Source organism: Falsiroseomonas sp. (assembly GCF_041690465.1).
Lineage (GTDB): Bacteria > Pseudomonadota > Alphaproteobacteria > Acetobacterales > Acetobacteraceae > Falsiroseomonas.
Genome location: NZ_JAWLHG010000003.1, coordinates 1 through 23,416 on the forward strand (window position 1 = coordinate 1; position 23,416 = coordinate 23,416).

Annotated in this window: 21 protein-coding genes; 7 read left to right on the plus strand and 14 right to left on the minus strand. The window is 72.4% G+C overall.

Annotated features, from left to right (window positions below; translation table 11 throughout):
• Positions 1-88 precede the first annotated feature (88 nt).
• The 9 genes from ACESM1_RS03885 to ACESM1_RS03925 all read right to left on the minus strand — a co-directional run bounded on the left by ACESM1_RS03885 (position 89) and on the right by ACESM1_RS03925 (position 10,342).
• A complete protein-coding gene (locus ACESM1_RS03885; protein ID WP_372617906.1) occupies positions 89-970 on the minus strand; it encodes a GTP-binding protein in 882 nt (293 codons plus the stop codon).
• A gap of 2 nt (positions 971-972) precedes the next feature.
• Complete coding sequence (gene flhA, locus ACESM1_RS03890) at positions 973-3,039, minus strand: flagellar biosynthesis protein FlhA (protein WP_372617907.1); 2,067 nt, start codon at positions 3,037-3,039, stop codon at positions 973-975.
• A 3-nt stretch (positions 3,040-3,042) separates the two neighbouring features.
• Entirely contained in the window at positions 3,043-4,428 is a 1,386-nt protein-coding gene (locus ACESM1_RS03895; RefSeq protein WP_372617909.1) for a sigma 54-interacting transcriptional regulator, read from the minus strand.
• Entirely contained in the window at positions 4,425-4,751 is a 327-nt protein-coding gene (fliN, locus tag ACESM1_RS03900; protein ID WP_372617910.1) for a flagellar motor switch protein FliN, read from the minus strand. Before fliN ends, ACESM1_RS03895 begins: the two co-directional genes overlap by 4 nt.
• Entirely contained in the window at positions 4,748-5,353 is a 606-nt protein-coding gene (locus tag ACESM1_RS03905; protein ID WP_372617912.1) for a hypothetical protein, read from the minus strand. The genes fliN and ACESM1_RS03905 overlap by 4 nt, the downstream gene beginning before the upstream one ends.
• Positions 5,350-6,354 carry a flagellar motor switch protein FliG gene (gene fliG / locus ACESM1_RS03910; RefSeq protein WP_372617914.1) on the minus strand — a complete coding sequence of 335 codons (1,005 nt, stop codon included), beginning with the start codon at positions 6,352-6,354 and terminating at the stop codon, positions 5,350-5,352. The genes ACESM1_RS03905 and fliG overlap by 4 nt, the downstream gene beginning before the upstream one ends.
• Entirely contained in the window at positions 6,354-8,051 is a 1,698-nt protein-coding gene (gene fliF, locus ACESM1_RS03915) for a flagellar basal-body MS-ring/collar protein FliF (RefSeq protein ID WP_372617916.1), read from the minus strand. The genes fliG and fliF overlap by 1 nt, the downstream gene beginning before the upstream one ends.
• A gap of 104 nt (positions 8,052-8,155) precedes the next feature.
• Positions 8,156-8,818: a flagellar hook assembly protein FlgD gene (locus ACESM1_RS03920; protein ID WP_372617917.1), complete on the minus strand. Its 663-nt coding sequence runs from the start codon at positions 8,816-8,818 to the stop codon at positions 8,156-8,158.
• 15 nt (positions 8,819-8,833) lie between these two features.
• Positions 8,834-10,342, minus strand: coding sequence for a flagellar hook-length control protein FliK (locus ACESM1_RS03925; protein ID WP_372617919.1), 1,509 nt, complete (start codon positions 10,340-10,342; stop codon positions 8,834-8,836).
• 209 nt (positions 10,343-10,551) lie between these two features.
• On the opposite strand from ACESM1_RS03925, the gene ACESM1_RS03930 reads away from it, so the two are divergent.
• The 7 genes from ACESM1_RS03930 to ACESM1_RS03960 all read left to right on the plus strand — a co-directional run bounded on the left by ACESM1_RS03930 (position 10,552) and on the right by ACESM1_RS03960 (position 18,422).
• Complete coding sequence (locus ACESM1_RS03930) at positions 10,552-11,919, plus strand: flagellar hook protein FlgE (protein WP_372617921.1); 1,368 nt, start codon at positions 10,552-10,554, stop codon at positions 11,917-11,919.
• Between the two features lie 184 nt (positions 11,920-12,103).
• Positions 12,104-13,633, plus strand: coding sequence for a flagellar hook-associated protein FlgK (locus ACESM1_RS03935; protein WP_372617923.1), 1,530 nt, complete (start codon positions 12,104-12,106; stop codon positions 13,631-13,633).
• Positions 13,634-13,637: 4 nt separating this feature from the next.
• Positions 13,638-14,678 (plus strand): flagellin, encoded by a 1,041-nt coding sequence (locus tag ACESM1_RS03940; protein WP_372617925.1) that lies wholly within the window; start codon positions 13,638-13,640, stop codon positions 14,676-14,678.
• 207 nt (positions 14,679-14,885) lie between these two features.
• The gene (locus ACESM1_RS03945) at positions 14,886-15,377 is read left to right on the plus strand and encodes a flagellar biosynthesis repressor FlbT (protein WP_372617927.1); all 492 of its coding nucleotides are present in this window, start codon (positions 14,886-14,888) and stop codon (positions 15,375-15,377) included.
• 170 nt (positions 15,378-15,547) lie between these two features.
• Positions 15,548-16,693, plus strand: a complete 1,146-nt coding sequence (locus ACESM1_RS03950) for a flagellin (protein ID WP_372617929.1) — start codon at positions 15,548-15,550, stop codon at positions 16,691-16,693.
• Positions 16,694-16,759: 66 nt separating this feature from the next.
• The gene (locus ACESM1_RS03955; protein ID WP_372617931.1) at positions 16,760-17,137 is read left to right on the plus strand and encodes a flagellar biosynthesis regulator FlaF; all 378 of its coding nucleotides are present in this window, start codon (positions 16,760-16,762) and stop codon (positions 17,135-17,137) included.
• A gap of 1 nt (position 17,138) precedes the next feature.
• Positions 17,139-18,422: a DUF1217 domain-containing protein gene (locus tag ACESM1_RS03960; protein WP_372617933.1), complete on the plus strand. Its 1,284-nt coding sequence runs from the start codon at positions 17,139-17,141 to the stop codon at positions 18,420-18,422.
• A 37-nt stretch (positions 18,423-18,459) separates the two neighbouring features.
• On the opposite strand, the gene ACESM1_RS03965 is transcribed toward ACESM1_RS03960, so the two are convergent.
• From ACESM1_RS03965 to ACESM1_RS03985, 5 genes are read right to left on the minus strand one after another with little or no spacing between them, the layout of a single operon-like run.
• Positions 18,460-19,224, minus strand: coding sequence for an SDR family NAD(P)-dependent oxidoreductase (locus tag ACESM1_RS03965; RefSeq protein WP_372617935.1), 765 nt, complete (start codon positions 19,222-19,224; stop codon positions 18,460-18,462).
• A 56-nt stretch (positions 19,225-19,280) separates the two neighbouring features.
• Entirely contained in the window at positions 19,281-20,276 is a 996-nt protein-coding gene (locus ACESM1_RS03970) for a TRAP transporter substrate-binding protein (RefSeq protein ID WP_372617937.1), read from the minus strand.
• Positions 20,277-20,304: 28 nt separating this feature from the next.
• A complete protein-coding gene (locus ACESM1_RS03975) occupies positions 20,305-21,576 on the minus strand; it encodes a TRAP transporter large permease (protein WP_372617939.1) in 1,272 nt (423 codons plus the stop codon).
• A gap of 3 nt (positions 21,577-21,579) precedes the next feature.
• Entirely contained in the window at positions 21,580-22,101 is a 522-nt protein-coding gene (locus tag ACESM1_RS03980; protein ID WP_372618556.1) for a TRAP transporter small permease, read from the minus strand.
• Between the two features lie 42 nt (positions 22,102-22,143).
• Positions 22,144-23,337, minus strand: coding sequence for an NAD(P)/FAD-dependent oxidoreductase (locus ACESM1_RS03985; RefSeq protein ID WP_372617941.1), 1,194 nt, complete (start codon positions 23,335-23,337; stop codon positions 22,144-22,146).
• Positions 23,338-23,416 lie beyond the last annotated feature (79 nt).

A 23,416-nucleotide genomic window follows, 5' to 3' on the forward strand; every position in this document is an offset into this window, starting at 1 on the left:
TCGCCAGACGACGCGTCACCGTCCTCTGGACCATGCTCCACTCGCGCCAGAACTTCGATCCAACCCGAAAAGCCGCTTGACTGGCGCATTACGCAGCCCCCTGCGCAAGTCTCTCGGCGAGCCAGGCCGGCGCCAGCGGCGTCAGGCCGGTGGCCACGTCCATGCCCGTGCCGGCTTCGGTGAAGGCGAGGTCCGCGGCCGCCGCGGCCGCCAGCACGCCACCCAGCCGCCTTGCCGCATCGAGCCGCGTCGGCAGCAGGTGGCGGCAGCCGAGCAGGTGGAAGGCGCGCGCCGTCTCGGCAGCCTCCTCCGCGTCGAGCCCGGCGGGCAGCACCAGCACGGAGGTGCCGCGCGCGGCCTCCGCCAGCGCGGCATGGCGGCGCGCGGCGGCGGAGTCGAAGGGGTCGCAGCCCGGCAGGTCCACCAGCGCCTGCTGCCCCGGCGCACGCCGCGCCAGCGCCTTGGCGAGCGACCCCGGCGAGGAGGCGATGGCCAGCGGCAGGTCCAGCACGCGCGCGAAGGCGGCAAGCTGCTCGGCCGCGCCGGCGCGCCGCCCATCCGCCGTGACCAGCAGCGGCGGCGTGCCGGCCAGCACCAGGCGCGTGGCGAGCTTGGCACAGCTCGTCGTCTTGCCCGCGCCGGGCGGGCCGGCAAGCAGCAGCGGCCCGCCATCGAGCGGCAGCTTCGCGAAGCGGAACTCACGCCCGATCGCCGTGTCCAGTTTCCCCCCGGTCAGGCGGTGCGCCAGCGCGGCGGGCAGGTTGTGCCGGCGCAGCACCGCCGGGATCGCGGCGGCCGTGGCGGCATCCGGCGCGAGCACCAGCGGCTCGTCGTCGCCGGTTTCCTGCGCGGCGGTCACCTCCACGCCGCCGGCCACGCGACGCGTGCCGAGGATCACCGCTTCCTCGCCGAGTTCGGTGCGCAGCACGGCCATGGCATCCGCCATCCGCGCCGCCGTGATGGTGCGCAACCTCACCCTGCCACCGTCCCCACCGTGCGGATGCGCGCGCGCGGGTGGATTTCGGCATGGGCGAGCACCGCGGTCTGCGGCCGGAAGCGCTCCACGACGGCGCGCACATGCGCGCGAATGCCGCCGGAGCACACCAGCACCGCCGGCTCACCGGCGTTGGAGGCCGCATCGAAGGCATCGCGCATCGCACCCATGAAGGCCGAGAGGCGGGACGGCGCCATCGCCAGCTGCTTCTCCTCCCCCGGCCCGACCAGCGCCTCGGCGAAGTCACGCTCCCATTCGGGTGCCAGCGAGATGATCGGGATGGCGCCATGTGGCGCGCGCGCGGCGTCGCTGATCTGCCGTGCGAGCCGCACGCGCACCGTCGCGACGATGCCTGGCAGGCTGCGCGTGTTCGCCGCCGCCGCTTCCTGGATACCCTCCAGGATGGTCGCGAGGTCGCGGATCGAGACGCGCTCGGCCAGCAGCGATTGCAGCACACGCTGCACGGTGCCGAGGCTGGCCTGCGAGGGGATGAGGTCGGAGACCAGGCGGCGATTCTCCTGCGGCAGGTCGTCCAGCAGCTTCTGCGTCTCCGCGAAGGAGAGCAGTTCCGGCATGTTGTCCCGCACGACCTCGGTCAGGTGCGTCGCCAGCACGCCGGCGGAATCCACCACCGTGCAGCCCAGCGCCAGCGCTTCCTCGCGGCGGGATTCCTCGATCCAGGCGGCGGGCAGGCCGAAGCTCGGCTCCTGCACGCGCTCGCCGGCGATGGGCGGCGGGTTGCCGGAGGGATCGATGGCGAGATGCAGCGGCGGCTTGAGCACGCCGCGTGCGGCCTCGATCTCCTTCACGCGCAGCACATAGGTGTCGGGTGGTAGTTGCAGGTTGTCCTGGATGCGGACGGAGGGCAGCACGAAGCCCATCTCCTGCGCGGTGGTGCGCCGCAATGCGCGGATCTGCTCCGACAGTCGCGGCGCGTCGCCGGCCGCCAGGCTGAGCAGCCCGTAGCCGAGCTCGAGCCGCAGCAGGTCCATCTTGAGCGCTTCCGCCGGCGGCGGCTCGGCGGGCGGGGGCGGGGGCGCGGCGGCTTCGGCTTCCTTGCGTTTCTCCTCGCGCCACTGCTCGCGCGCGATCCAGGCGGCGGCGCCGGCGAGGCCGAGAAAGGGCAGCATCGGCATGCCCGGCAGCAGCGCCATGAAGCCCGCCGCGCCGGAGGCCAGCGCCAGCGGCTTCGGTCCGCCAAGCTGCAGCGCCAGCGCCTTGTCGGCGCGCCCCTCCACGCCGCCCTTGGTCACCACGATGCCGGCGGCGACCGAGACCAGCAGCGCCGGGATCTGCCCGACCAGCCCGTCGCCGACGGTGAGGAAGGAGAAGGTGGAGATCGCCTCGCCGAAGGGCAGGCCGTGGCGCAGCGTGCCGATGCCGATGCCGGCGACCAGGTTGATCAGTGTGGTGACGAGCCCCGCGATCGCATCGCCGCGCACGAACTTCGCGGCGCCGTCCATCGCGCCGTAGAAGGAGCTCTCCTCCTCCAGCTCCTTGCGGCGCTTGCGTGCCTCGGCCTCGGTGACGATGCCGGCGGAAAGGTCGGCGTCGATCGCCATCTGCTTGCCAGGCATCGCGTCCAGGCTGAAGCGCGCGGCGACTTCGGCGATGCGGCCGGAGCCCTTCGTCACCACGACGAAGTTCACCACCAGCAGGATGGCGAAGACGATCACGCCCACCAGCACGTCGCCGCCCATCAGGAAGCCGCCGAAGGCCGAGATCACCGCGCCCGCCGAATTCGGGCCTTCATGGCCGGAGGTCAGGATGGCGCGCGTGGTCGCGACGTTCAGCGCCAGCCGCAGCAGGGTGGCCAGCAGCAGCACCGTCGGGAAGGAGGTGAAGTCCAGCGGCCGGTTCATGAACAGCGCCACCATCAGCACCAGCACGGAGGCGGTGATGGAGAGCGCCAGCCCCACATCGAGCAGCCATGGCGGCAGCGGCACCACCAGTACCGCGACGAGCAGCACCACGCCAAGCCCGAGCGCCACGTCGCCCGACGGCTTGGCGAGGCCGACCCAGTGCGGCAGGACGAGCGTGCGCATCGGCTACAGCGCGGGCAGCGGAATCGGCGCCTGGCCCGGCGCGGGCGGCACCGCGATGCCGGCAGCGCGATATTCCTGCAGCTTGTTGCGCAGCGTGCGGATCGAGATGCCGAGGATCTCCGCCGCGCGCGTGCGGTTGCCGAGGCAGTGCGACAGCGTCTCAAGGATCAGCTCCTGCTCGACCTCCTCCACCCTGCGCCCGACCAGCGCGGCGACGCGGCCGGGTGGCGTGGCCTGCGGCGTGGATGCGGGCGCGGCGGCGCCGGCTTCGGGCGCTCGGGGCGGTGTCAGCTCGATCGCCGCGATGCCGATCTCATGGCCCTCGGCCAGCAGCACGGCACGGTGGAGGCAGTTCTCCAGCTCGCGCACATTGCCCGGCCAGGGATGCGCGAGCAGCGCCGCGCGCGCCTGCGGCGAGAGCCGGCGCTGCGGCACGCCGTTCGCCTTGGCGTAGCGTTCGGCGAAATGCTCGGCGAGCGGCAGGATGTCCGCCGGGCGGGCGCGCAGCGGCGGGATGTGCAGCGCCAGCACGTTCAGCCGGAAGAACAGGTCCTCCCGGAAGCGCCCCTTCGCCACATCCGCGGCCATGTCGCGGTGCGTGGCGGCGAGCAGCCGCACATCCACCTTCACCGGCGCGCCGCCGCCCAGCCGGTCCACCTCCCGCTCCTGGATCACGCGCAGCAGCTTGGCCTGCAGGCGCGGGTCCATCTCGCCGATCTCGTCGAGCAGCAGCGTGCCGCCATCGGCCTGCTCGAACTTGCCCTTGCGCGCGGCGATGGCACCGGAAAAGGCGCCCTTCTCATGGCCGAACAGCTCCGACTCCAGCAGCGATTCCGGCAGGGCGGCGCAGTTCAGCGCAACGAAGGGGCCGCGGGCGCGGCGGCTCTTGGCGTGGATGTGGCGGGCAAGCACCTCCTTGCCGGTGCCGCTCTCGCCGGTGATGAGCAGGCTCGCCTCGGCGCGCGCGAGCTGGCTGGCACGCGCCAGCAGCATCGCCATCGCCGGGTCCCGCGCCACCGGCCCCTCCGCGGCGGGCTCCGCGCCGGCGGCTTCGAGCATCGCCACGATGAGGTCGGCATCCGGCGGCAGCGGCAGGAAATCGCGTGCACCCGCCTCGATGGCGCGCACGGCGGCATCGGCATCCTCGGCGCGGCCGCAGGCGACGATGGGGCAGGCGATGCGCTCGGCGGCCAGCGCGCCGACCAGCCAGGCGACGTCGTGCCGAAGGTCCACCAGCGCGAGGTCGGCACCGTCCAGGCGCAGCCGCGCAAGCCCCGCCGCAGCGCCCTCCGCATGCGCCAGCTTCGCGCCGCGCGCGATCGCCACGCGGGCGGCGGCGCCGAGCTCGCCTTCCAGCGAGCCGACGATCAGCAGCCTTGCCACGCTCATGCGCCCCCGCGATCGGCCTTGACGATCTCCGTCATCGTCACGCCGAGGCGGTTGTCATCCACCATCACCACCTCGCCGCGCGCGACCAGGCGGTTGTTGACATAGATGTCCACCGCCTCGCCCAGCTTGCGATCGAGCTCCACCACCGCGCCGCGGCCGAGCTTCAGCAGCTGGCTGACCTGCATCGTCGCGCGGCCGAGCACGGCGCTGACCTGCACCGGGATGTCGTAGACGGCATCCAGGTCGCGCTGCCCCGGCAGACCGCCGGCCGCCTGGGCCTCAGTGGCCGGCACCGGCTCGAAGCCTTGCTGTTCCGTGCTCATTCCTCATCGCTCCCGTAGCGGAAACCCGCCGCTTCCAGCGCCGCGCGCACGGCCTCGCGCCGGCGCGCCAGCGAGACGATCCGCGCACCGTCGCGCCATTCGATCCGCGCATCGCCGGGCGGCAGGGCAGGATCGCCCGCCACCTCCGGCCCGCCGGGCAGGCGTGCGGCGACGCCCTCCACCAGTGCCGGCGCGACCAGAAGCTTCGCCTCCGGCCGGTCCGTCAGCGCGGGCATCAGCGCGGCCGTGACGCGCGCGACCATCGCCGCGCCCGAGCGTGCGGCTTCCTCGGGCAGCGCCGCATCCATCGCGCCGAGCAGCGTGGAGGCCAACGCCTCGGCGGCTTCCTCGGCGACGCGCGCACCCTGCTGCGTCGCGGCGTCCAGCGCGGCGGCGATCACGCCGAGGCTCGCCGCGATGTGCGCCTGCTGCGCGGCGGCCTGCCGGCGCAGGCCTTCCTCCAGCCCTTCGGCGAAGCCGCGCGCGTGGCCATCGGCCTCGGCTTCCACGCGTACCGCCTCCAGCAGCGCCGGATCGGGCGGCGGTGGTGCTGCGACCGGCGGCGGCCGCGACAGGTCGGGCAGGGGCAGGGCGTATCTCATGAGATCATCTCATCCTCGCGCCCGTCGGCCAGCTGGATTTGGCCCTGCGCGGCAAGGTCCTTGGCCTGCGCGACGATGGTGGCCTGCGCCTCGTCCACCTCGCGCAGCCGCACCGGGCCGAGTGCCGCCAGGTCGTCGCGCAGCAGCTTCGCCGCACGTTCGGAGAGGTTGCGGAAGAACATCTCCCGCACGCCTTCCGAGGATCCCTTGAGCGCCAGCACCAGCTTGTCCTTCGGGACTGCGCGCAGCAGCACCTGGATGCCGGCGGAATCCAGCCGCTGCAGGTCGTCGAAGGTGAACATCAGCGCGCGGATCCGCTCCGCGCTTTCGCGGTTGCGCTCCTCCAGCGCGGCGAGGATGCGCGTCTCGGCGGTGCGGTCGAGGTTGTTGAAGATCTCCGCCATCACCTCATGCGCGTCGCGCCGCGAGCCGCGCGCCAGGTTGGACATGAACTCGAGGCGCAGCGTGCGCTCCACGCCTTCCAGCGCCTCCTTCTGCACGGTCTCCATGCGCAGCATCCGCATCACCACTTCCATCGCGAAGCCTTCCGGCAGCAGCGACAGGACGCGCGCGGCGTGGTCGGGCTTCACCTTGGAGAGCACGACGGCGACGGTCTGCGGGTATTCGTTCTTCAGGTAGTTGGCGAGCACCGCCTCGTTCACGTTGCCCAGCTTGTCCCACATGGTGCGGCCGGCGGGACCGCGGATTTCCTCCATGATCTGGCTGACGCGCTCCTTCGGCAGCGTCTTCAGCAGCAGCCGCTCCGTCACCTCGTAGGACCCGACAAGGTGCCCGGTCTGGCCGAGCGCCGCGCTGAATTCGCGCGCCACCTCCTCCACCTGCGCCGAGGAGACGGTGCCGAGGGCGGCCATGGAGAGGGAGAGGTCGCGGATCTCGTCCTCATGCAGGCGGGAGAAGATCTTCGACGCCTGCTCCTCGCCCAGCGCGAGCATCAGCGTTGCCGCCTTCTGCGGGCCGGTGAGGTCCTTGCCGCCGCTCATCAATCCACCTCTTTCGGGGTCAGCCAGCGGCGCAGCACGGCGGCGGCCTGGTCGGGGCTCTGGTCCACCAGCGCGGCCAGTTCCTGCAGCGCGGAGGCACGCATCTGCCCCTCGACCCGTGCGACGCTGATCATCTGATCCTCGCCGGGCTCGCCGCCCGCCGCACCGCCCGCCACCCCCGGCAGGGCCTGCGCGCCGGGGCTGCCAGGCAAGGCGGCGGTGCCGCCGGGACCTGCGGCTGCGGCGTCCGACATCGACCCGCCGGGCAGCGCGCCCGCCACGCCGGCAGCGGCGAAGGCCGGCGGCGGCGCCAGCGCCACGGCGAGGCGGCCGACGATCGGCCTGCCGAGCAGCATGATCGCCACCAGCGCCACCAGAGCCAGGATCGCGCTTTCCACGATGCGGCCCATCAGCGCCGGCGGCACGGTCTGGCCGAGGATCACGAAGCCCTGGGGCGGGATCTCGCCCGGCGGCGGCTCGGCGAAGCGCAGGCTCACCACCTCCACCCGGTCGCCGCGCTGCTCGTTGAAGCCGACGGCGGAGCGTGCGAGCGCTGCGATGCTCTGCATCTCATCCGCGGTGCGCTCGCGCCAGCGCGGCGGTCCGCCTTCCACCGGTTCCCACACGCCGTCCACCAGCACCGCGATGGAGACGCGGCGGATTGCAGGCTGCTCACGCGTGGTGTTGCGCGTGGTACGGCCGATCTCGAAGTTGGTGGTCTCCTCCTGCCGCGACTGCTCGGTGCGCGGACCGTTGTTCTGCGCATCGGCGCCGGGCAGCTGGTTGGCGACGGTGACGTTGCCGGGCTCGCTGCTGCGGCTGCTCTCGGTGGTGGATTGCGTGCTGCGCGGGACCTGGTTCTCCGGGTCGAAGCGCTCCTCCAGCGTCTGGACGCGGTCGAAATCCATCTCCACCGCGGCCTCGGCACGCACCCGTCCCGGGCCGAGGCTGCGCTCCAGCAGGTCCTCCACCGCACGCGCCAGACGCAGCTCCTGCGCGCGGCGCAGTTCCTCGCCGGTCTGTGCGGCAGCCGGACCGGCAAGCGGCTGGCCGCCGCGCGCCAGCAGCTCGCCGCGACTGTCCACGATGGAGACATTCTGCGGCCTGAGGCCGGGCACCGCGGCGGAAACCAAGTGCAGCACCGCCTGCACGCCCTCGCGGTCCAGCCGCTGCGCACCCTGCATGGAGAGCACCACGGAGGCCTGCGCCTCGCCCCGCTCGCGCGAGAAGGGCTCGCGGCGGGGCAGCACCAGGTGCACCCGCGCCTGGCGCACGCCGGCCAGGCCGCGGATGGAGCGGGCCAGCTCGCCTTCCAGCGCGCGCAGGCGGTTGATGTCCTGCTGGAAGGGGGTGGTGGTCAGGCTCTCGCCACGGTCGAAGATCTCGTAGCCGACGGAACCGCCGGCCGGCAGGCCATCGCGCGCCAGCAGCAGCCGCACGCGCGGCACCTCGGCTTCCGGCACCAGCACCTGGGTGCCGCCGCCGGCGATGCGATGCGGGATGCGCTGGCGTTCGAGTGCCGCGACCATCTGGCTGGCGTCGCGCTGGTCGAGGTCGCCATAGAGCAGCGCCATCGGCGGCTCGCTGGCGCGCATCGCCAGCACGACCAGCAGGCCGAGCACCGCGATGCCGACGCCGGCCAGCGCCGCCAGGCGCATCGGCCCGAAGCCGCGCAGCTGCGCGATCAGCCCGCCCATGCCACCGGCCCATCCATTGCGCATCCTGCGCGGTGCATTCGCTGCCCCCACCATGTCGGCGCTGCCGACCGGCAGGTTCTGCCGGGGGAGGAGTAACGGCCGGGTTAACTGCCGTCAGGAAGTTCGCGCAGACGGTCGAAGCCGACGGTCGCGCTGCCCAGGCGCAGCATCAGCGCATCCTCGATCCGTGCCGCGCCGGTGACGCGGCCGGTGACGGAGAAGTCGAGCGGCTGGGAGGTGCCGTCCGCCGCGCGGCCGGTCACCACGACGCGGTAGGCGCCGTCGGCGCGCTGCGTCCCGCGCGAGTCGCGCCCGTCCCATTGCCAGCTGGTCGGTGCGGCGCCGAGGGTCACGACCTCGCTGCGCAAGGTGGTGCCGCTGGAATCCTGCACCTCCACCAGCGCGCGGGCGGAGCGGCCGGCGGCGGGCAGCACGATCTCGGCGCGGCCACCCTGCAGCGGCAGCGAGTCGCTCTCCACCATGACGCGGCGGCCGATCAGGCTGGCGGTGTTGGCGAGCTGCCCGGCCTGCTGCAGGCCGAGCAGCCGTTCGAGCGTCTGGTTGCCGGCGATCTGCTGCTCCACCGTGGCGAACTGCACCAGCTGCTGCGTCAGGGTTTCGGTGTCCATCGGCTTCGTCGGGTCCTGGTTGCGCAGCTGCGTCGTCAGCAGCGTCAGGAATGTGCCGAGATCGGCCGAGAGTCGCGTGCCGCCGCTGCCGGAGGAGTAGGTGGTGGCCGTGCCGGCCGCGCTGATGGTGCCGCTCATCTTCTGGTGTCTCCGTCAGACCGCAAGGTCGAGAAGGCCGCGCGCCGTGGCGGCCGGGGTCGTCATGGGGATGGCGGCCTCCACCGCCTTGCGCGACGACGTTGCGCCGTTGCCGCCGCGTCGCTCACGACCTTGGGCACCCTCGCCGCCGAGGCCGAAGGAGAGCGTCGTGCCGCGCCCTTCGCCGCCGCCGAGCCCGGCATCGGCGAGCGCGCGCTCCAGCTCCGCGCGGTCGCGTTGCAGCAGGGCGAGGGTTTCCGGGCGCTCGGCGCGCAGGCTGATCAGCGCTTCGGCGCCGTTGCGCTCGATCGCCACCTCGACACGGCCGAGCTCGCCCGGTTCGAGGGTGAGGTTGATGCTGGCATCGGGGCCGAGCGCGAGCGCCACGGCGAAGGGCGCCACCTGGCGCGCCGGCCAGGGGACCGGCGTGGCGGGGCGGGACGGCGCCGGCGGCTCCGGGGCGCTTGCGGCAGGGCTGGGGGGGGCGGGCTGCGCGGGCAGGCCAGCGGGCTCGGTGCCGCCGGGGAGCGGCTCCGGCGCGACTGCGGCCTCAGGCGCGGGGCTGGCGAGAAGCGGCTCGGGGGAGGGCTCTGCGGGCAGGGGCGGCACGACTTCGGGCGTGACGGGTGGTGCTGCCGTTGGCAGGGCGGCCTTGTCGGCTGTTGCGCCGCCTGCGGCCGTGCGTTCCGGCGTGGCGCCACTCACTGCCGCGGCCGTCGTACGCGAGGCGGCCGTCGCCTGCGGGCGGGCCGGTGCGGCGGCCATGGCGACGATGCTTGCGGCACCGGGAGTGCTGGTCTCGATGGCCGCGGCCTCGGTCGGCGCGGGCGGTTTGACTGGCGGGGTGGTCGCGACGGCCGGCTCCCCGGCCGGCTGGGCGACCGCTGCGCCGGGCGTCGCGGTCTCGGAAGGCGTGACGGATGCGGTGGTCGGTGCCGCGGCCGCGATGGTGGGCGTCGCGACCATGGGCCTCGTGCCGCCGGCTTGCGGCAAGGCCGCTGCCGTCGCATCCGGCAGGGGTGCCGATGCGGCTTGCTGCGCCGTGCCCGCTTGCGCTGGTGCCGTTGGCAAGGTGGTGGGCGGCGGAGGCGTCGCGGACGCCGCCTCCGCCGTCGCGCCGAAAGCGACCGGCTCGGGCGGCGTGTCTGTGGTCGCGGGTTGCGTCTGCATTGTGAGCGGCGCCACCGGCATGTGGGCCGCCCCCGGCGGCAGCAGCGCAGCCGGCGCGTCCGACGGGGTGGATGGATGCGGCGAAAGGGGCAGCGGCGCCGGCAGCGCCGTCGGCGCCACCGCCGGGCCGGCGAATGGCAGGGCGATGGCGCGAGCCACATCGGGCAGCGGCGCGCCGGGCGCCGCTTCGGTCTCCTCCCCCGCATGCTCGGTTGCGATGCCTTCGGCGGTTGCCTGCGCCGGCGCGACGAGGCTGGCCAGCAGCGTGGCGAAGGCGCCGTCGCCGGGCGCGGCAGCCGCCGCGCTGGGCGGTGGTGGCGCTGTCGGCGGCAGGAGGGTGGCAAGAGCATCCATGGCAGTCGGCCTGGTCCGGGGCGATGCAGCGGGGCAAGCGCCGTGCCGCGCGCCGCGCCGCCACGCCGGGCAAGGCCGTGTCGCTCCCCGGCAGAAGCTGCCCAACCCCCCGGCAGGCCCCGCCGCCCGGGCTGCGCCGGGGCCGGGCCAGGGCTGGCACGCCGCTTGCGCTTCACGCTGCGACGATCCCTGTGAGGAAGAACTGAGACATGTCGCTGCTCGGCTCGATGACCACCGCGATCAGCGGACTTGCCGCCCAGGCGCGCGCGCTCGGTCACGTTTCCGACAACGTGGCCAACAGCCAGACCACCGGCTTCAAGCGCGTGGACACCAACTTCACCAGCTGGCTCACGCGCTCCACGCTGCGGCTGCACATGCCGGGCTCGGTGGAGGCGCGGCCGGACTACACCAACACCGTGCAGGGCACGATCGAGCAGGTGGAGAACCCGCTGGCGATGGCAATCGCCGGCCAGGGCTTCTTCTCCGTCGCCCAGGCGCGTGGCGGCCAGGGCGACGACGTGCTGTTCGACGATCGGCAGTTCTTCACCCGCGCTGGCGACTTTGCCATGGACCGCGACGGCTACATGGTGAACGGCCCGGGCTACTACCTGGAAGGCTGGCGCCTGCTGGCGAACGGCGAGCCGGACCGCACCACGCTGGAGCCGATCCGGATCAGCGAGCTGGTCTACAACCCGGTGCCGACCAGCCGCATCGACCTGGCCGCCAACGTCCCCTTCAACGTGCCGCAGGTGGCCGCCGTGCCGGCCGCCGCACCTTGGGCACCGGCCGAGGCGCCGGTCAGCAGCGTGATCCAGATCTTCGACGCGCTGGGCAACCAGCGGCAGGTGACGCTCGACTGGTGGAAGCTCGACGACGACACCTGGCGGCTGCGCATCGCCCCGGCCGATGACACGCTCGCCCCGGCCGATGGCCGCTTCGTGGACGTGAATTTCGGGGGCGTGATCGCCGCCGGGCCGCCTGTGGTCACGGCACCACCCGGCACCATCTCCTCCATCGTGCCGCTGGCCAACGTGACCGGCACGGTGCCTGCGCCGATCGCCGCCGGAGAGCCTGCCTCGCTCGGCTTCACCGCCGATTACGGCTTCGGCGCGCAAAACATCTCGCTCCGCCTCGGCGCCTTCGGCCTGCCGACCGGCCTGACCAACTACGCCGGCACCGAATACGGGGTGCGCGACCTGAGCCAGGACGGCGTGCCGCTCGGCGCCTTCTCCGGCGTGGCGGTGCGGGAGAATGGCGACGTCGCGGTGAACTACGACAACGGCCAGACGCGCATCGTCGCACGGGTGCCGGTGGTGGCCTTCAACGACCCGGACAAGCTGCAGCGGCTGGACGGCCAGGCCTTCCTGCGCACGGTGGAAAGCGGCGAGGCGCGGGTGACCGATGCGGCGTCCAACGGTGTCGGCAAGCTGGTCACCGGCTCGATCGAGCGCAGCAACGTGGACATCGCCAGCGAATTCTCGAAGCTGATCCTGGCGCAGCGCGCCTATACGGCGAACACGCGCATCGTCACCGCCAGCGACGAGATGCTCCAGGACACCATCAACATGCGCCGCTGATGCGGCGCATGTTGATGGGAGAGACTTCGTGATGCCCTCAGACGCCGGGCGGCCGCATCCGCGGCCTTGGCTTCGCGCCGGCCACTGGCGCGCCGGCGGCGCGGCTGGTCTGGGCGCGGCGCGCGTTCGCGCGCTCGGCCGGCCGGTGGCCGGCCGCCACCCCCATTTCCTGGAGTGACGTGCCATGTCGCTCGACCTTGCCCTCTCCGTCGCGCGCAGCGGTCTGCGGCTGCTCGATCGGCAGATGGCGCGCACCGCCGACGACATCGCCAATGCCGGCACGGAAGGCCACACCCGCAAGATCGTGCAGGGCACGGCACTCTCCGCGAACGGCGTCGGCATCGGTGTCCGCTCCCTGCCCGCCGCGCGCGACGTGGACCTTGCGCTCCAGGCCGCCGAGATGCGCGCGCGCGGCGATGCGGCGGCCGGCGCGCTGCGCACCCGGCTGCTCTCCGAGGTGGAGGTCGCGCATGGCAGGCCGGAGGATGGCGACAGCCTCGGCGGGCTGCTCGCCGACCTGCGCGCCAGCCTGGTCACGCTGCGCGAGGCGCCGGAGGATCCGATCCGCCGCAGCGGCGTGGTCATCGCCGCCGAGGATTTCGCCGCCCGCACCAACAGCGTCGCCGCCGCCATCGGCAGCACGCGCCAGGCCGCGCATGACGCGCTGGTCGCCGAAGCGCAGACGGCCAACGCCGCGCTCGCCGAGATCGGGAAGCTGACCCGCGACATCACCCGCGAGATCGCCGCCGGCCGCACCGCCGCCGACCTCGAGGATCGGCGCGACCTGGCGATCGGGCGGCTTGCGGAATCGATCGACCTCTCGGTGATCCGCGGCAACACGGGCGAGGTCACGCTGGTGGCGCGCGGCGGCCTGGTGCTGCCGCTCGACGGTGGCACCACCTTCTCCATCGCGCCCGCGACCGTCGGCGCCGGGGCGTATCACGGCGGGGCCGGCACGCTGCCCGGCGTGATGCTCGGCAACGAGGACGTGACGCGCCGGCTGCTCGGCGGGCGGATGGCGGCGGCGGCGGAGCTGCGCGACGTGACGCTGCCGGGCATGGCCGCCGAGCTCGACCTCGCCGCCGCGCACACCGCCACGCGCTTCGAGGCGCAGGGCCTGCGGCTGTTCACCGATGGCGCCGGCGCGGTGCCGGATGTGACGCTGCCCTATGCTGCGGCCGGCGGCGCGCTCGGTTTCGCGGCCGCGATCCAGGTCAACCAGGCGGTGGCAACGGATCCGGCGCTGGTGCGCAACGGGACGCATGCCGTCGTCGCGGTGCCGGGCGGGCCGACCGCCTTCACGCCCAACCCTGCTGCTGGCCCGGCCGGCTTCGCCACGCTGCTCGACCGCGTGCTGGACTTCACCTTCGGCGCGGAGGTCGCGCCGGGTGCGGCGCAGCCAGCCATCCCGACCGGCGGCCTTGGCCCGGATGGCACGTTGGTCTCCGCGCTCTCGGGGCTGTCGACGCTGGAAGCCTTCGGCGGCGCGCTGGTCGCTGCGCAGGCCGGCGCACGCAGCGAGGCGGAGGCGGCGCAGGGGCGCGCCGGCGCTCTGCGCGAACTTCTCGGCGCGCGCATGCAGGTGCGCTCGGGCGTGGACGTGGACCGCGAGGTGGCGGCGATGGTCGAGTTGCAGAACGCCTACACGATCAACGCCCGTGTCATCTCGACGCTGCAGGCGATGTGGGACTCCCTGTTCGGCGCGGTGAGGTAAGCGGATGGCAATGATCTCTACCATTGGCAGCCTGGCGCTGGACCAGGTGCGGCTGCGCGACCGGGTGGACCTGCTGACGCGCCAGCTCTCCACCGGCAACCGCGGCACCACCCATGGCGCGCTGGGCACGGAAGCCCGGCGCGCCATCGACCTGCGCGGCGACATCGCCCGGCGCGAGGCCTATGCCGGCGCCGCCGATACCGCGCTGGCGCGGATGGACCTCACGCAGGGTGCGCTCGGGCGGCTGGAGAGCATCGCCTCCGAACTGGCGTCCGAGGCGCTGCGCGCACGCACCCTGGGCGCCGCCGGCGTGGAGACGCTTGCCCGCAGCGCCCGCGCCGCACTGGAGGAAGCGGCGGCGGTGCTCAACACCCGCCATGGCGAGGACTACCTGTTCGCCGGCAGCGACCTCGCCGGCGTGCCGGTGCCGGATGCGGCGAACATCGCCACCGGCCCGATGGCGACCGCGATCGCGGCGGCCGTCGCCACGCTCGATCCGCTGAATGCGGCCGGCGTGCTGGCCGGCACCGCGCTGGCCGCAACCGACCCGGCGACGCGCCCCTTCAACGCCTTCCTCGAGGGCGCCGCGCTCGCCGAGCCACGGCGCGCGCTGCAGGTGGCCGATGGCGAGCGCATTGCCTGGGGCGTGCTGGCCAGCCAGGACCACACCGGCGAGGTGGCGCAATCCTGGGGCCGCGAATTGCTGCGCGGGCTGGCGACGCTGGCCGCGCTGACGCCCGCCTCCGCCGCGCAGGGGACGGGCTACGATGCGCTGCTGGACGGCGTCCGGCAGGGGCTGGATGGCGCCAAGCGCGGACTGGCGCAGGAACGCGGCATGCTCGGCTCGGCGGAGCGTCGCGTGGAGGCGGCGCGGGAAGGCCACCGCGACCTGATGGTGGCGCTGCGCACGCAGCTCGTCTCGGTGGAACAGGTGGACATCGCCGAGGTCGCCTCGGCGCTGCGCCAGACCGAGGCGCGGCTAGAGGCGTCCTATCAGGCGACGGCGACGGTCGCACGGCTTTCGCTGGCCTCGCTGCTGCGGTGACGGCGGGCCTTCAGGCCCGGTTAAGCCAAGGCATGCAGGATGCGGTCGTGCCACTCGCCGCGGAGTTCCCGCCCGGCGGGCGGCATGACCCGAGGAATGGGCACGCGGCTTTCCGCGTGGCGGCGACAAAACGCGCAACTGCCGGCGAGGGCCGGCTGCCGGCCTGGCGGCGCCCCCGCCGCCTGGTCGACAGGTTGGGAGAGTGGCATGTCCACATTGGTGCTCGAGATGCGGGCGGGCGACCTGATGGTGGTGAACGGCGCCTCGCTGCGCTTCCGCAGCCGGACGCGCGTGGAACTGGTGGCGCGGGCGCGCTTCCTGTTCGGCAAGCAGGTGATGTCGCCGGAGACGGCGACGACGCCGGCGCGCCGCATCTACTTCGCCCTGCAATGCGCCTATGTGGGCCCGGAGGAGGAGCGCGAGCAGGCGATGGCCGATGCGCACCGCCTGGTCGGCGAGTTCCAGGAGGCGACCACTTCCAACATGGCGCGCCAGCTGCTGGAACGGGCGCTGACGCTGGCCGAGCAGGATGAGTGGTACCAGTCGCTGCGTCTGATCCGCCATGTGATGCGGCACGAGGCGGCGGTGCTCGGTCTCGATCCCAACACCGGCACGCAGCTGCCGCCCGAGGCGTTGGCGCCGTTGCGCGCCGCCCCGGCGGCCGCGCATGGCGGCGCGCCTTCCGCCGCGCTGGGCTGAAGGAGATCGCGGCGCGTTCACCACTGCTTCATCCTCCCGTGCGAGGATGATGTCGTTCCGGTCCCCGAGCTTCGGGGACCGGCCCCGGTGCGGCAAGGCCCGCCGGATACCGTGATCGGGCGGCAAGATGCCCAACCCGTCGCGGACTCTGGACCAGGGAGATGGGGACCATGTCCTCCGTCAACACCAATGCCGCCGCGATGGCGGCCGTTCGTTCCTTGACCACGATCAGCCAGGACATGGGCAAGACCCAGCAGCGGATCGAGACCGGACTGCGCATCAGCCGCGCCAACGACGACCCCGCGGTGTTCTCGATCTCGCAGAACATGCGTGCCGACCTGAAGGGCATGATGGCGGTGAAGGACAGCCTGGCCTTCGGCAAGTCGGCACTAACCGTGGCGCGCGACGCGGCGACCAACATCTCGAACGAGCTGGCGACGCTGAAGCAGACGGTGACCCAGGGCCAGCAGCAGGGCCTCGACATCACCCAGATCAACAACCAGATCACCAACGCGCTGCAGAACATCGACGCCTTCGCGCGCTCCGCCACCTTCAACGGCGTGAACCTGCTGACCGCGGGCGTCGGTGGCGTGCCCGGCGTGACCGGCACCAACCTGAACATCGTGCGTGACATCAACGGTACGACCACCAACGTGACCGGCACCAACAGCACCGTCGCCGGCCTCGGCATCGACCAGCTGACGGCCACGACCGGTGCACGCCAGCTGACCTTCGACAACACGCTGGCGCCGGCACTGGGCGAGAACGTGACGGTGACGATCGGTGGCCGCGACCTCGTCTTCGAGTTCAATGACGGCTCGGCGCCGCTGACCTCGCAGCCGGATGCGACGACGGATGTGTTCGACGTGCAGTTCACCGGCACCGACAGCCCGCTGACGATGGTCTCCAACCTGATCACCACGATGCAGCAGAACGGCGTTAACGCGACGCTGAACAATCAGGGCCAGCTGGTCATCAGCGGCGCCGCCACGGCGCTGACCACCTCCGTAACCGGTGCCACCGCGGGCGTGGTGCCCGGCGGCACCGAGGCGATCACCGCGGTCGAAGGCGCCATCGACCTGATGGGCACGCGGCTTTCCAACCTCGGCGCCAACCTGCGCCAGGTGGAAGGCCTGCAGAACTTCACCGCGCAGCTGAACGACTCGATCAAGGAAGGCCTCGGCGCGCTGGTGGATGCCGACCTCGCCGAGGAATCGGCGCGGCTGACCAGCCTGCAGACCAAGCAGCAGCTGGCAACGCAGTCGCTCTCCATCGCGAACCAGCAGAGCCAATCGCTGCTCAGCCTGTTCCGCTGATCCACAAGGCGGCCGGGGCGCAGCGCGCGTCCCGGCCGTTTCCTTCACCGGGGAAAACCTCGTCGCATGAGCCTCGCCCGCTACACCGCCGTGCAGAACGCCGCCTCGCCGCGAGACATCGAGCTGCGCGCCTTCCGCTACGTCAACGGGCTGCTCGCCGCAGCCGGAGATACGGCGGCGCGCGCCATGGCGCTGAACAAGACTCACCAGCTCTGGTCGCTTTTGCTGGCCGACCTGATGCTGCCGGGCAACGCATTGCCGGCCGATCTCAAGGGCCAGCTCATCTCACTCGGCCTGTGGGCGCAGCGTGAGGCGGCGGCCCGGCTGGATGACGCCGGCGGTCTTGCACCGCTGATCGAATTGCACCGCGACATGATCGCGGGGCTGGAGGCGCAGGTCGTTACCGCCGCAACGGCGCCTGCCTTCGTCGTCGGCGCGGCCTGACATGCTGGCCGGCCTCGGCGCTGCCTCCGCCCTTGCGGTGGCCGAGCGTCAGGGCGCGGCGCTCCAGGCCCGCTTCGCGGCACGGCGCGACAACGCCGCCGATGCCGAACGCCTGCGCGAGGCGGCGGGCCGCATCACCGACGTCGAGGCGTTGCTGAAGGATCGCCGCGCGCTGACCATGGTCCTCGAGGCTTTCCAGCTTGAGCCCGAGATCAACAAGACAGCGATGCTGCGCAAGGTGCTCACCGAGGATCCGGCCGACGAGCGCAGCCTCGCGAACCGCATGGCCGATCCGCGCTGGCGCGAGCTGGCCAACGCCTTCGCCGCACGCCGCGCCGTGGCGCTGACGCCGGAGCAGGTTGCGGCGCAGACCACCGAACAGCTCCGGGCGCTGCCGCTCAACAGCATGGCGGGGCTGGGCTTCCTCCAGGTGCAGGCGCTGGAAGCGGAGCAGGTCGCTGCGCTGTCGCCGGAGCAGATCGCCGCGATCTCGCCGGATGCGCTGTTCGGCATGGACCTCGGCGACGTGACCGCGATGACCGCCGATCAGGTTGCGGCGCTGACGCCGGCACAGCTGCGCGGAATGACCCCGGCGCAGATCTGGGCGATCGAGCCGGCCGACCTGGCCACGCTTGGCGAGTCGCAGCTGCGCGCGCTGACGCCGCAGCAGATCGAGCTGATGAGCGTGGCGCAGGTCTCCGCGCTGCGGCCCGAGCAGCTCGAGGCCTTCACTGCCGGGCAGGCGGCGGCCTTCACCGCACCACAGCTCGACGCCATCGGGGAGCTTGGGCGGGCGACGCTGGCCGCCGCGCCCCGGCTTGTGGCAGAGGAGCCGGTCGCCGAGGCACGCCGGCCGCTGGCCGATGCGGGCCTGGTCGAGCGCGTCATCTCGCAATCCATGGTCAATCGCTACGAGAAGGCGATGGGCGATGCCAATCCGGGCCTGCGGGAGGCGCTGTATTTCCGCCGCATGGCCAGCAGCGTGACGACCATCGGCGGCCTGATGGCCGACCGCGCGCTGACCGAGGTGGTGCGGGGCGCGCTCGGCCTGCCGCAGCAATTCGGCCTGCTCTCCTTCGAACAGCAGCGCGACACGCTGACACGCCGGCTCGACCTGGCGCAGTTGCAGGACCCGCGGGAGGTGGCGCGGCTGGCGCAGCGCTATGTCGCGCAGCTGCAGCCGGCGGATACGGCCGCGAGCGGCGTGGCGGCGCTGTTCGCCAACTCCGGCGGGGTCGAGGGCGTCATCGCGCTGGCCGGCCAGCAGCTCTCGCTGCGCGCCTGACTGCGCTTATCCGCCGCGCTGCCTTGCCGGTCGCGCCTCAGCGCAGGTAGGAGGCGCCGTTCACGTCGATGGTCGCGCCGGTCAGGTGGCGGATACGGCCCGTCGCCAGGAAGGCGACCAGCTCCCCCAGTTCCTGCGGCGGCACCCATTCACCCATCGTCAGACCGGCGGTGACCCTCTCCTCCCCGCCGGCGACGGCTGCCGCGTCCACGCTCATCTGCGTGCGCACCACCCCGGGTGCCACGATGTAGGAGAGCACGCCGGCCTTGGCGTAGTGCCGCGCCACGGTCTGCGCCGCCGCCTTCACCGCGGCCTTGCTCGCGGCATAGGCAATGGTCGCCTGGCTGCCCGAGCCGCGCTGCGCCGCCCAGGAGGACATGGTGACCAGCACGCCACCACCCTGTGCGACGAAATGGTTGACCGCATGCTTCATCAGCCGTGTGGGTGCCGCGACATTGACCCGCCACTGCGTCTCCCAGGCGTGGTCCCAGGCCTCCAGCCCGTCTTCGATGCCGCCCGTGTTGAGAAACACCGCGGCGTTCAGCACGACGACATCTATGCGCGGCACGAGGGCGAGCGCCTGCTGCCAGAGCCCGTCCATCGCGCGCGGCTCGGCCTGGTCGGCGGTGAGGATATGCTGTCGATCGGCCGGCACCGCCGCGAGCGCGGCTTCAGCACCGGCATGATCGGCACGGCAATGCGCGAGCACCGTCGCGCCCGCCGCGCCGACCGCTCGCGCGATCTCCGCGCCGATGCCCTTCGAGGCGCCGGTGACGAGAACGGTCTTCCCTGCCAGCTGCACGCCTATCCTCCCGTGGTCCGCGGCGCGGGCCAGGTGGCCCGCGCCGTGTGCTCGCCTCAGGCGCGGCCTTTCGCTGCGTTGATCTTCTCCACCCAGGCGCGGCCGTTCGGCGCCTCGGCGAGGATCGCATCGTAGCTGCGGCGCGCGATGACCTTGAAGGGCTCGAGGTCCGGCTCGTGCACGGTGATGCCGCGCGCGCGCACGGTGGCCAGGCCGGCGACGTTCAGTTCGTCATGCTTGCCGAGGCCGTGGCGGATCGCCTCCTTCGCGGCGGTGCGCAGCGTCGCCTGCACATCGGCCGGCAGCGCCCGGAAGCGCGCGCCGCTGACGGCGAACACCGTGGTGGACTGGTGCACCTTGGTCAGGGCGTAGTGCTGGATCACCTCCACGAAGCGGTCGGCGACCACCGCGTCCGACGAGATCTCCAGCGCATCCACCACGCCGTTCTGCAGTGCGAGGAAGACCTCGCCATAGGCCATCGGCGTCGCCTGGGTGCCGAGCACGCGATAGGCCTCGACGAAGCCCGGCGTCTGCAGCACGCGGATCTTCAGGCCCTGCAGGTCGGCCGGCGTGCGGATCGGGCGACGGCCGGCGATGTTGCGCTCGAAGATCGCGCCGAAGCCGAGGCCCATCATGCCGAGAGGCTCGAGCAGGCCGAGCATCTCCTCGCCGACCGGGCCCTGCAGCACGCGGTTGGCCTGCGGGTGATCGTCGAAAACGTAGGGCAGCGAGAGCACGCGGTAGTCGCGCACCACCGTCTCCAGCGAGGAGCCGCCGACGAAGGCGCCGTCGATCACGCCGGTGCGCAGCGACTGGATCAGGCGGCCCTCATTGCCCGCGGCGCCGCCGCCCTGGATGTTGACGGTGACGCGGCCGTTGGTGCGCTGCGCCGCTAATTCCTTGAAGCGCTCGAAGATCACCTGATAGGCGCTGGTGGCGCTCAGCACATGGCCGAGGTTCATGGTGATGGCCTGCGCGCGCGCCACGCCCGGTGCGGCGAGCGCGAGGCCGGCGGTGGCAAGCCCGAGGCCGCGGCGGGTGATGGTGGTCATTCGGTGGGTCTCCTCTCCCTGGTTTGCTCTAGCGAACCAGCGCCAGGCTCAGCGCGGGCACGTAGGTGATGATCGCGAGGTTCAGCAGCAGCACGCCGAGGAACACCAGCAGCGGCCGCATCAGCTGCTCCATGCTGATCCGCGCGATGCCGCAGGCGACGAACAGGTTCACGCCGACCGGCGGCGTCACCATGCCGACGGCGAGGTTGACGATGACGATCAGCCCGAAATGCACCGGGTCGATCCCGAAGGACTGTGCGACAGGCGCCAGGATCGGCGCCAGGATGATGATGGCGGCGAAGGTCTCCATGAACATGCCGACGACGAGCAGGAACAGGTTGACCAGCAGCAGGAAGACGACCGGATCGGAGGACACGCCGGAGAGCATCGCCGCGATCTGCTGTGGCGCCTGCAGCAACTGCAGCGCATAGCCGAACATCGCGGCGAAGCCGACGATGATCATCACGACCGAGGAGGTCAGTGCGGCGTCGGCGAATATCTTCGGCACTTCGCGCAGCCGGATTTCCCGGTAGACGAACAGGCCGAGGAAGAGCGCATAGACCACCGCCACCACCGCCGCCTCGGTCGGCGTGAAGATGCCGCCATAGATGCCGCCCAGGATGATCACCGGCATCAGCAGCGAGAGGAAGGCGCGGCGGAACTGCACGAACAGGTTGGCCGCGTAGTGGCCGGCGCTCGGGCGGATCCGCTCCCCATGGCCGGCGGCCAGCGCCATCAGGCTTGCGGTCAGCATCAGCGACAGGCCGATCATCAGCCCGGGCAGGGCGCCGGCGATGAACAGGTCGGTGATGGAGACGCCGGTCAGCACCGCATAGATCACCATCGGGACCGAGGGCGGGATGATGACGCCGAGCTCGCCGGAGGAGGCGACGACCGCGGCGGAATAGGGCCGCGGATAGCGCTGGCGTTCCATCTCCGGGATCAGCACGCCGCCGATTGCCGCGGCCGTGGCGGCGGAACTGCCGCTGATGGTGGCGAACAGCATCGATGTGAGCACCACGGCCGCCGCCAGCCCGCCCGGCAGCACGCCGACCACCGCGATGGCGAAGCCCACCAGGCGCTGCGCGATGCCGCCCACCTGCATCAGCCGTCCGGCGAGCACATAGAGCGGCAGCGCCATCAGCGCGAAGCTGTCCAGGCTTTCGAACACCACCTGCGGGATGGCGATCAGCGGGATACCGAGGCCGAGCATGGTCGGCAGCGGCGCGATGCCCAACGCAAGCGCGATCGGCAACCCGCCGACGAACAGGACGGCCAGCAGGAGGAGGGCGCCGGCCATGGTCTATTCCACGCCCTCCGTGGTGGCGCCGACGGTGCGGATGTCCCGCCGCTGCGTCAGCGTCTCGGCCATCAGCGCGGCGGTGTTCAGGATCATCAGCGCGGCGCCGGCCGGCATGGCGGCATAGACCCAGGCCTTCGGGATCTGCATCACCGGGCTAGTCTCGACCGCGCCGAGATCCATGAAGGCAAGGCCGACGGAGATCAGCAGGCCGAAGAAGCCGAGGCAGATCAGCAGCCCGAGATACACGGCGCCCTGTCCCGCCAGGGAAGGCAGTGCGCGGACCACGAATTCCAGCGAGATCAGCTGCCGCTTCCGGCAGCCGATTCCCGCACCGATGAACACGATCCAGATCAGCACGTAGCGCGCGACCTCCTCGGTCCAGGCGGCGGAAAGGTTCACGCCCGCGGCGGTCAGCACGAAGCGCACCATCACCTGGGTGAAGACGGCCACCGTCATCACCGCCAGCAGCAGGCCGATGCCATAGGTCAGCAGCAGGTTGAGCCGGTCCACCAGCCACAACATCGCCCGCAAGCCGTTCTCGCCCCCATCCGCCCTGGCGAGAGACTAGGCATCCTGCGCGGCGGTTCGCAACGGGGGGTCATGTTCGCGGGGCGAACGGGCGAAGCGGTCCGCCCGGAACGGCGCGAGGTCGTGGCCCGGCGCTCGGCCGAGCAGCAGGTCCGCGGTGATCCGCGCGGTGACGGGGGCGCCGGTGAAGCCCATCCAGGGGAAGATGGCGTGGAAGAAGCCGGGCACCCCCGCCGCCTCGCCGAGGATCGGCAGCCAGTCATCGGTGCCGTTGACGATGGCCGGCCAGGTGCGCAGCAGCCTGAGGTCGGCGATCGCCGGCACCGCCGCGATGGCCACCGCGATGTTCTCCGCCATGCTGCGCGGATCGGGCACCAAGCGCCCATCGGCGCGGATGCGAGAGGGCCAGCCGCCGCCGATCAGCACGCCGCCGTTGCGCGCCTGCTTCAGGCTCAGCCGCTCCACCGCGTGATAGACCAGGTGCCGGATCAGCGGCGCGGCGGGTTCGGTCACGTTCACCTGGATCGGGTGTGCCTCGATCGGCAGCTCGAGGCCAAGCATGGCGGAGACGCGCGCGGCCTCCGCCCCGGCGGCGTTGACCACCCGCGCGGCGGTGATGTCGCCGGCCTCGGTCGCCGCCCGGAAGCCGCCGGCCACGCGTGCGAGGTGGCGCAGTCCGGCCGGCGCCAGCAACCGCGCCCCCGCCGCCGTTGCGGCGCGCGCGAGCGCCGGCGTGGTCACCAGTGGATTCGCCTTGCCCTCGGCGGGGCAGAACAACCCGCCGATCACCCGCGAAGAGACATAAGGCGCGATTCGGCGGATCCCCGCCGCATCCAGCAGCTCTACCGCCACGCCGGCCTCGCATTCGATCGCCGCCTTGCGGGCGATGTCGGCGAGCTGCGATTCGGTCTCCGCGACCAGCAGCCCGCCCGGGGTGGAGAGGTCGAGGTCGGTCGCCAGTTCCTCCGGCCATCCGCGCCAAAGCGTGATGGAGGCCGCCAGCAGCCCGAGGGTCGGCGCGTAGTTGCGCGCCCAGTCCTCGCCCTTGCCGAGGAAGGGCTCGTGGGGGATCTGCGCATGCAGGCTGCCCGCATTGGCGCCCGAGGCGCCGGAAGCGATCGCGCGGCGTTCAATGAGGGTGACGGCCACGCCCTCGCGCGCCAGCATCCAGGCGAGCGCGCAGCCGACGATGCCACCGCCCACCACCAGAACGTCGGTCGCGTTCGCCATGCGCACGAATGTCGCCCTCCGGGCCGATCCGTTTACACCGGGATGGGTGCCCTGTAACCTCCGCGCCCCGGTCCAGGAC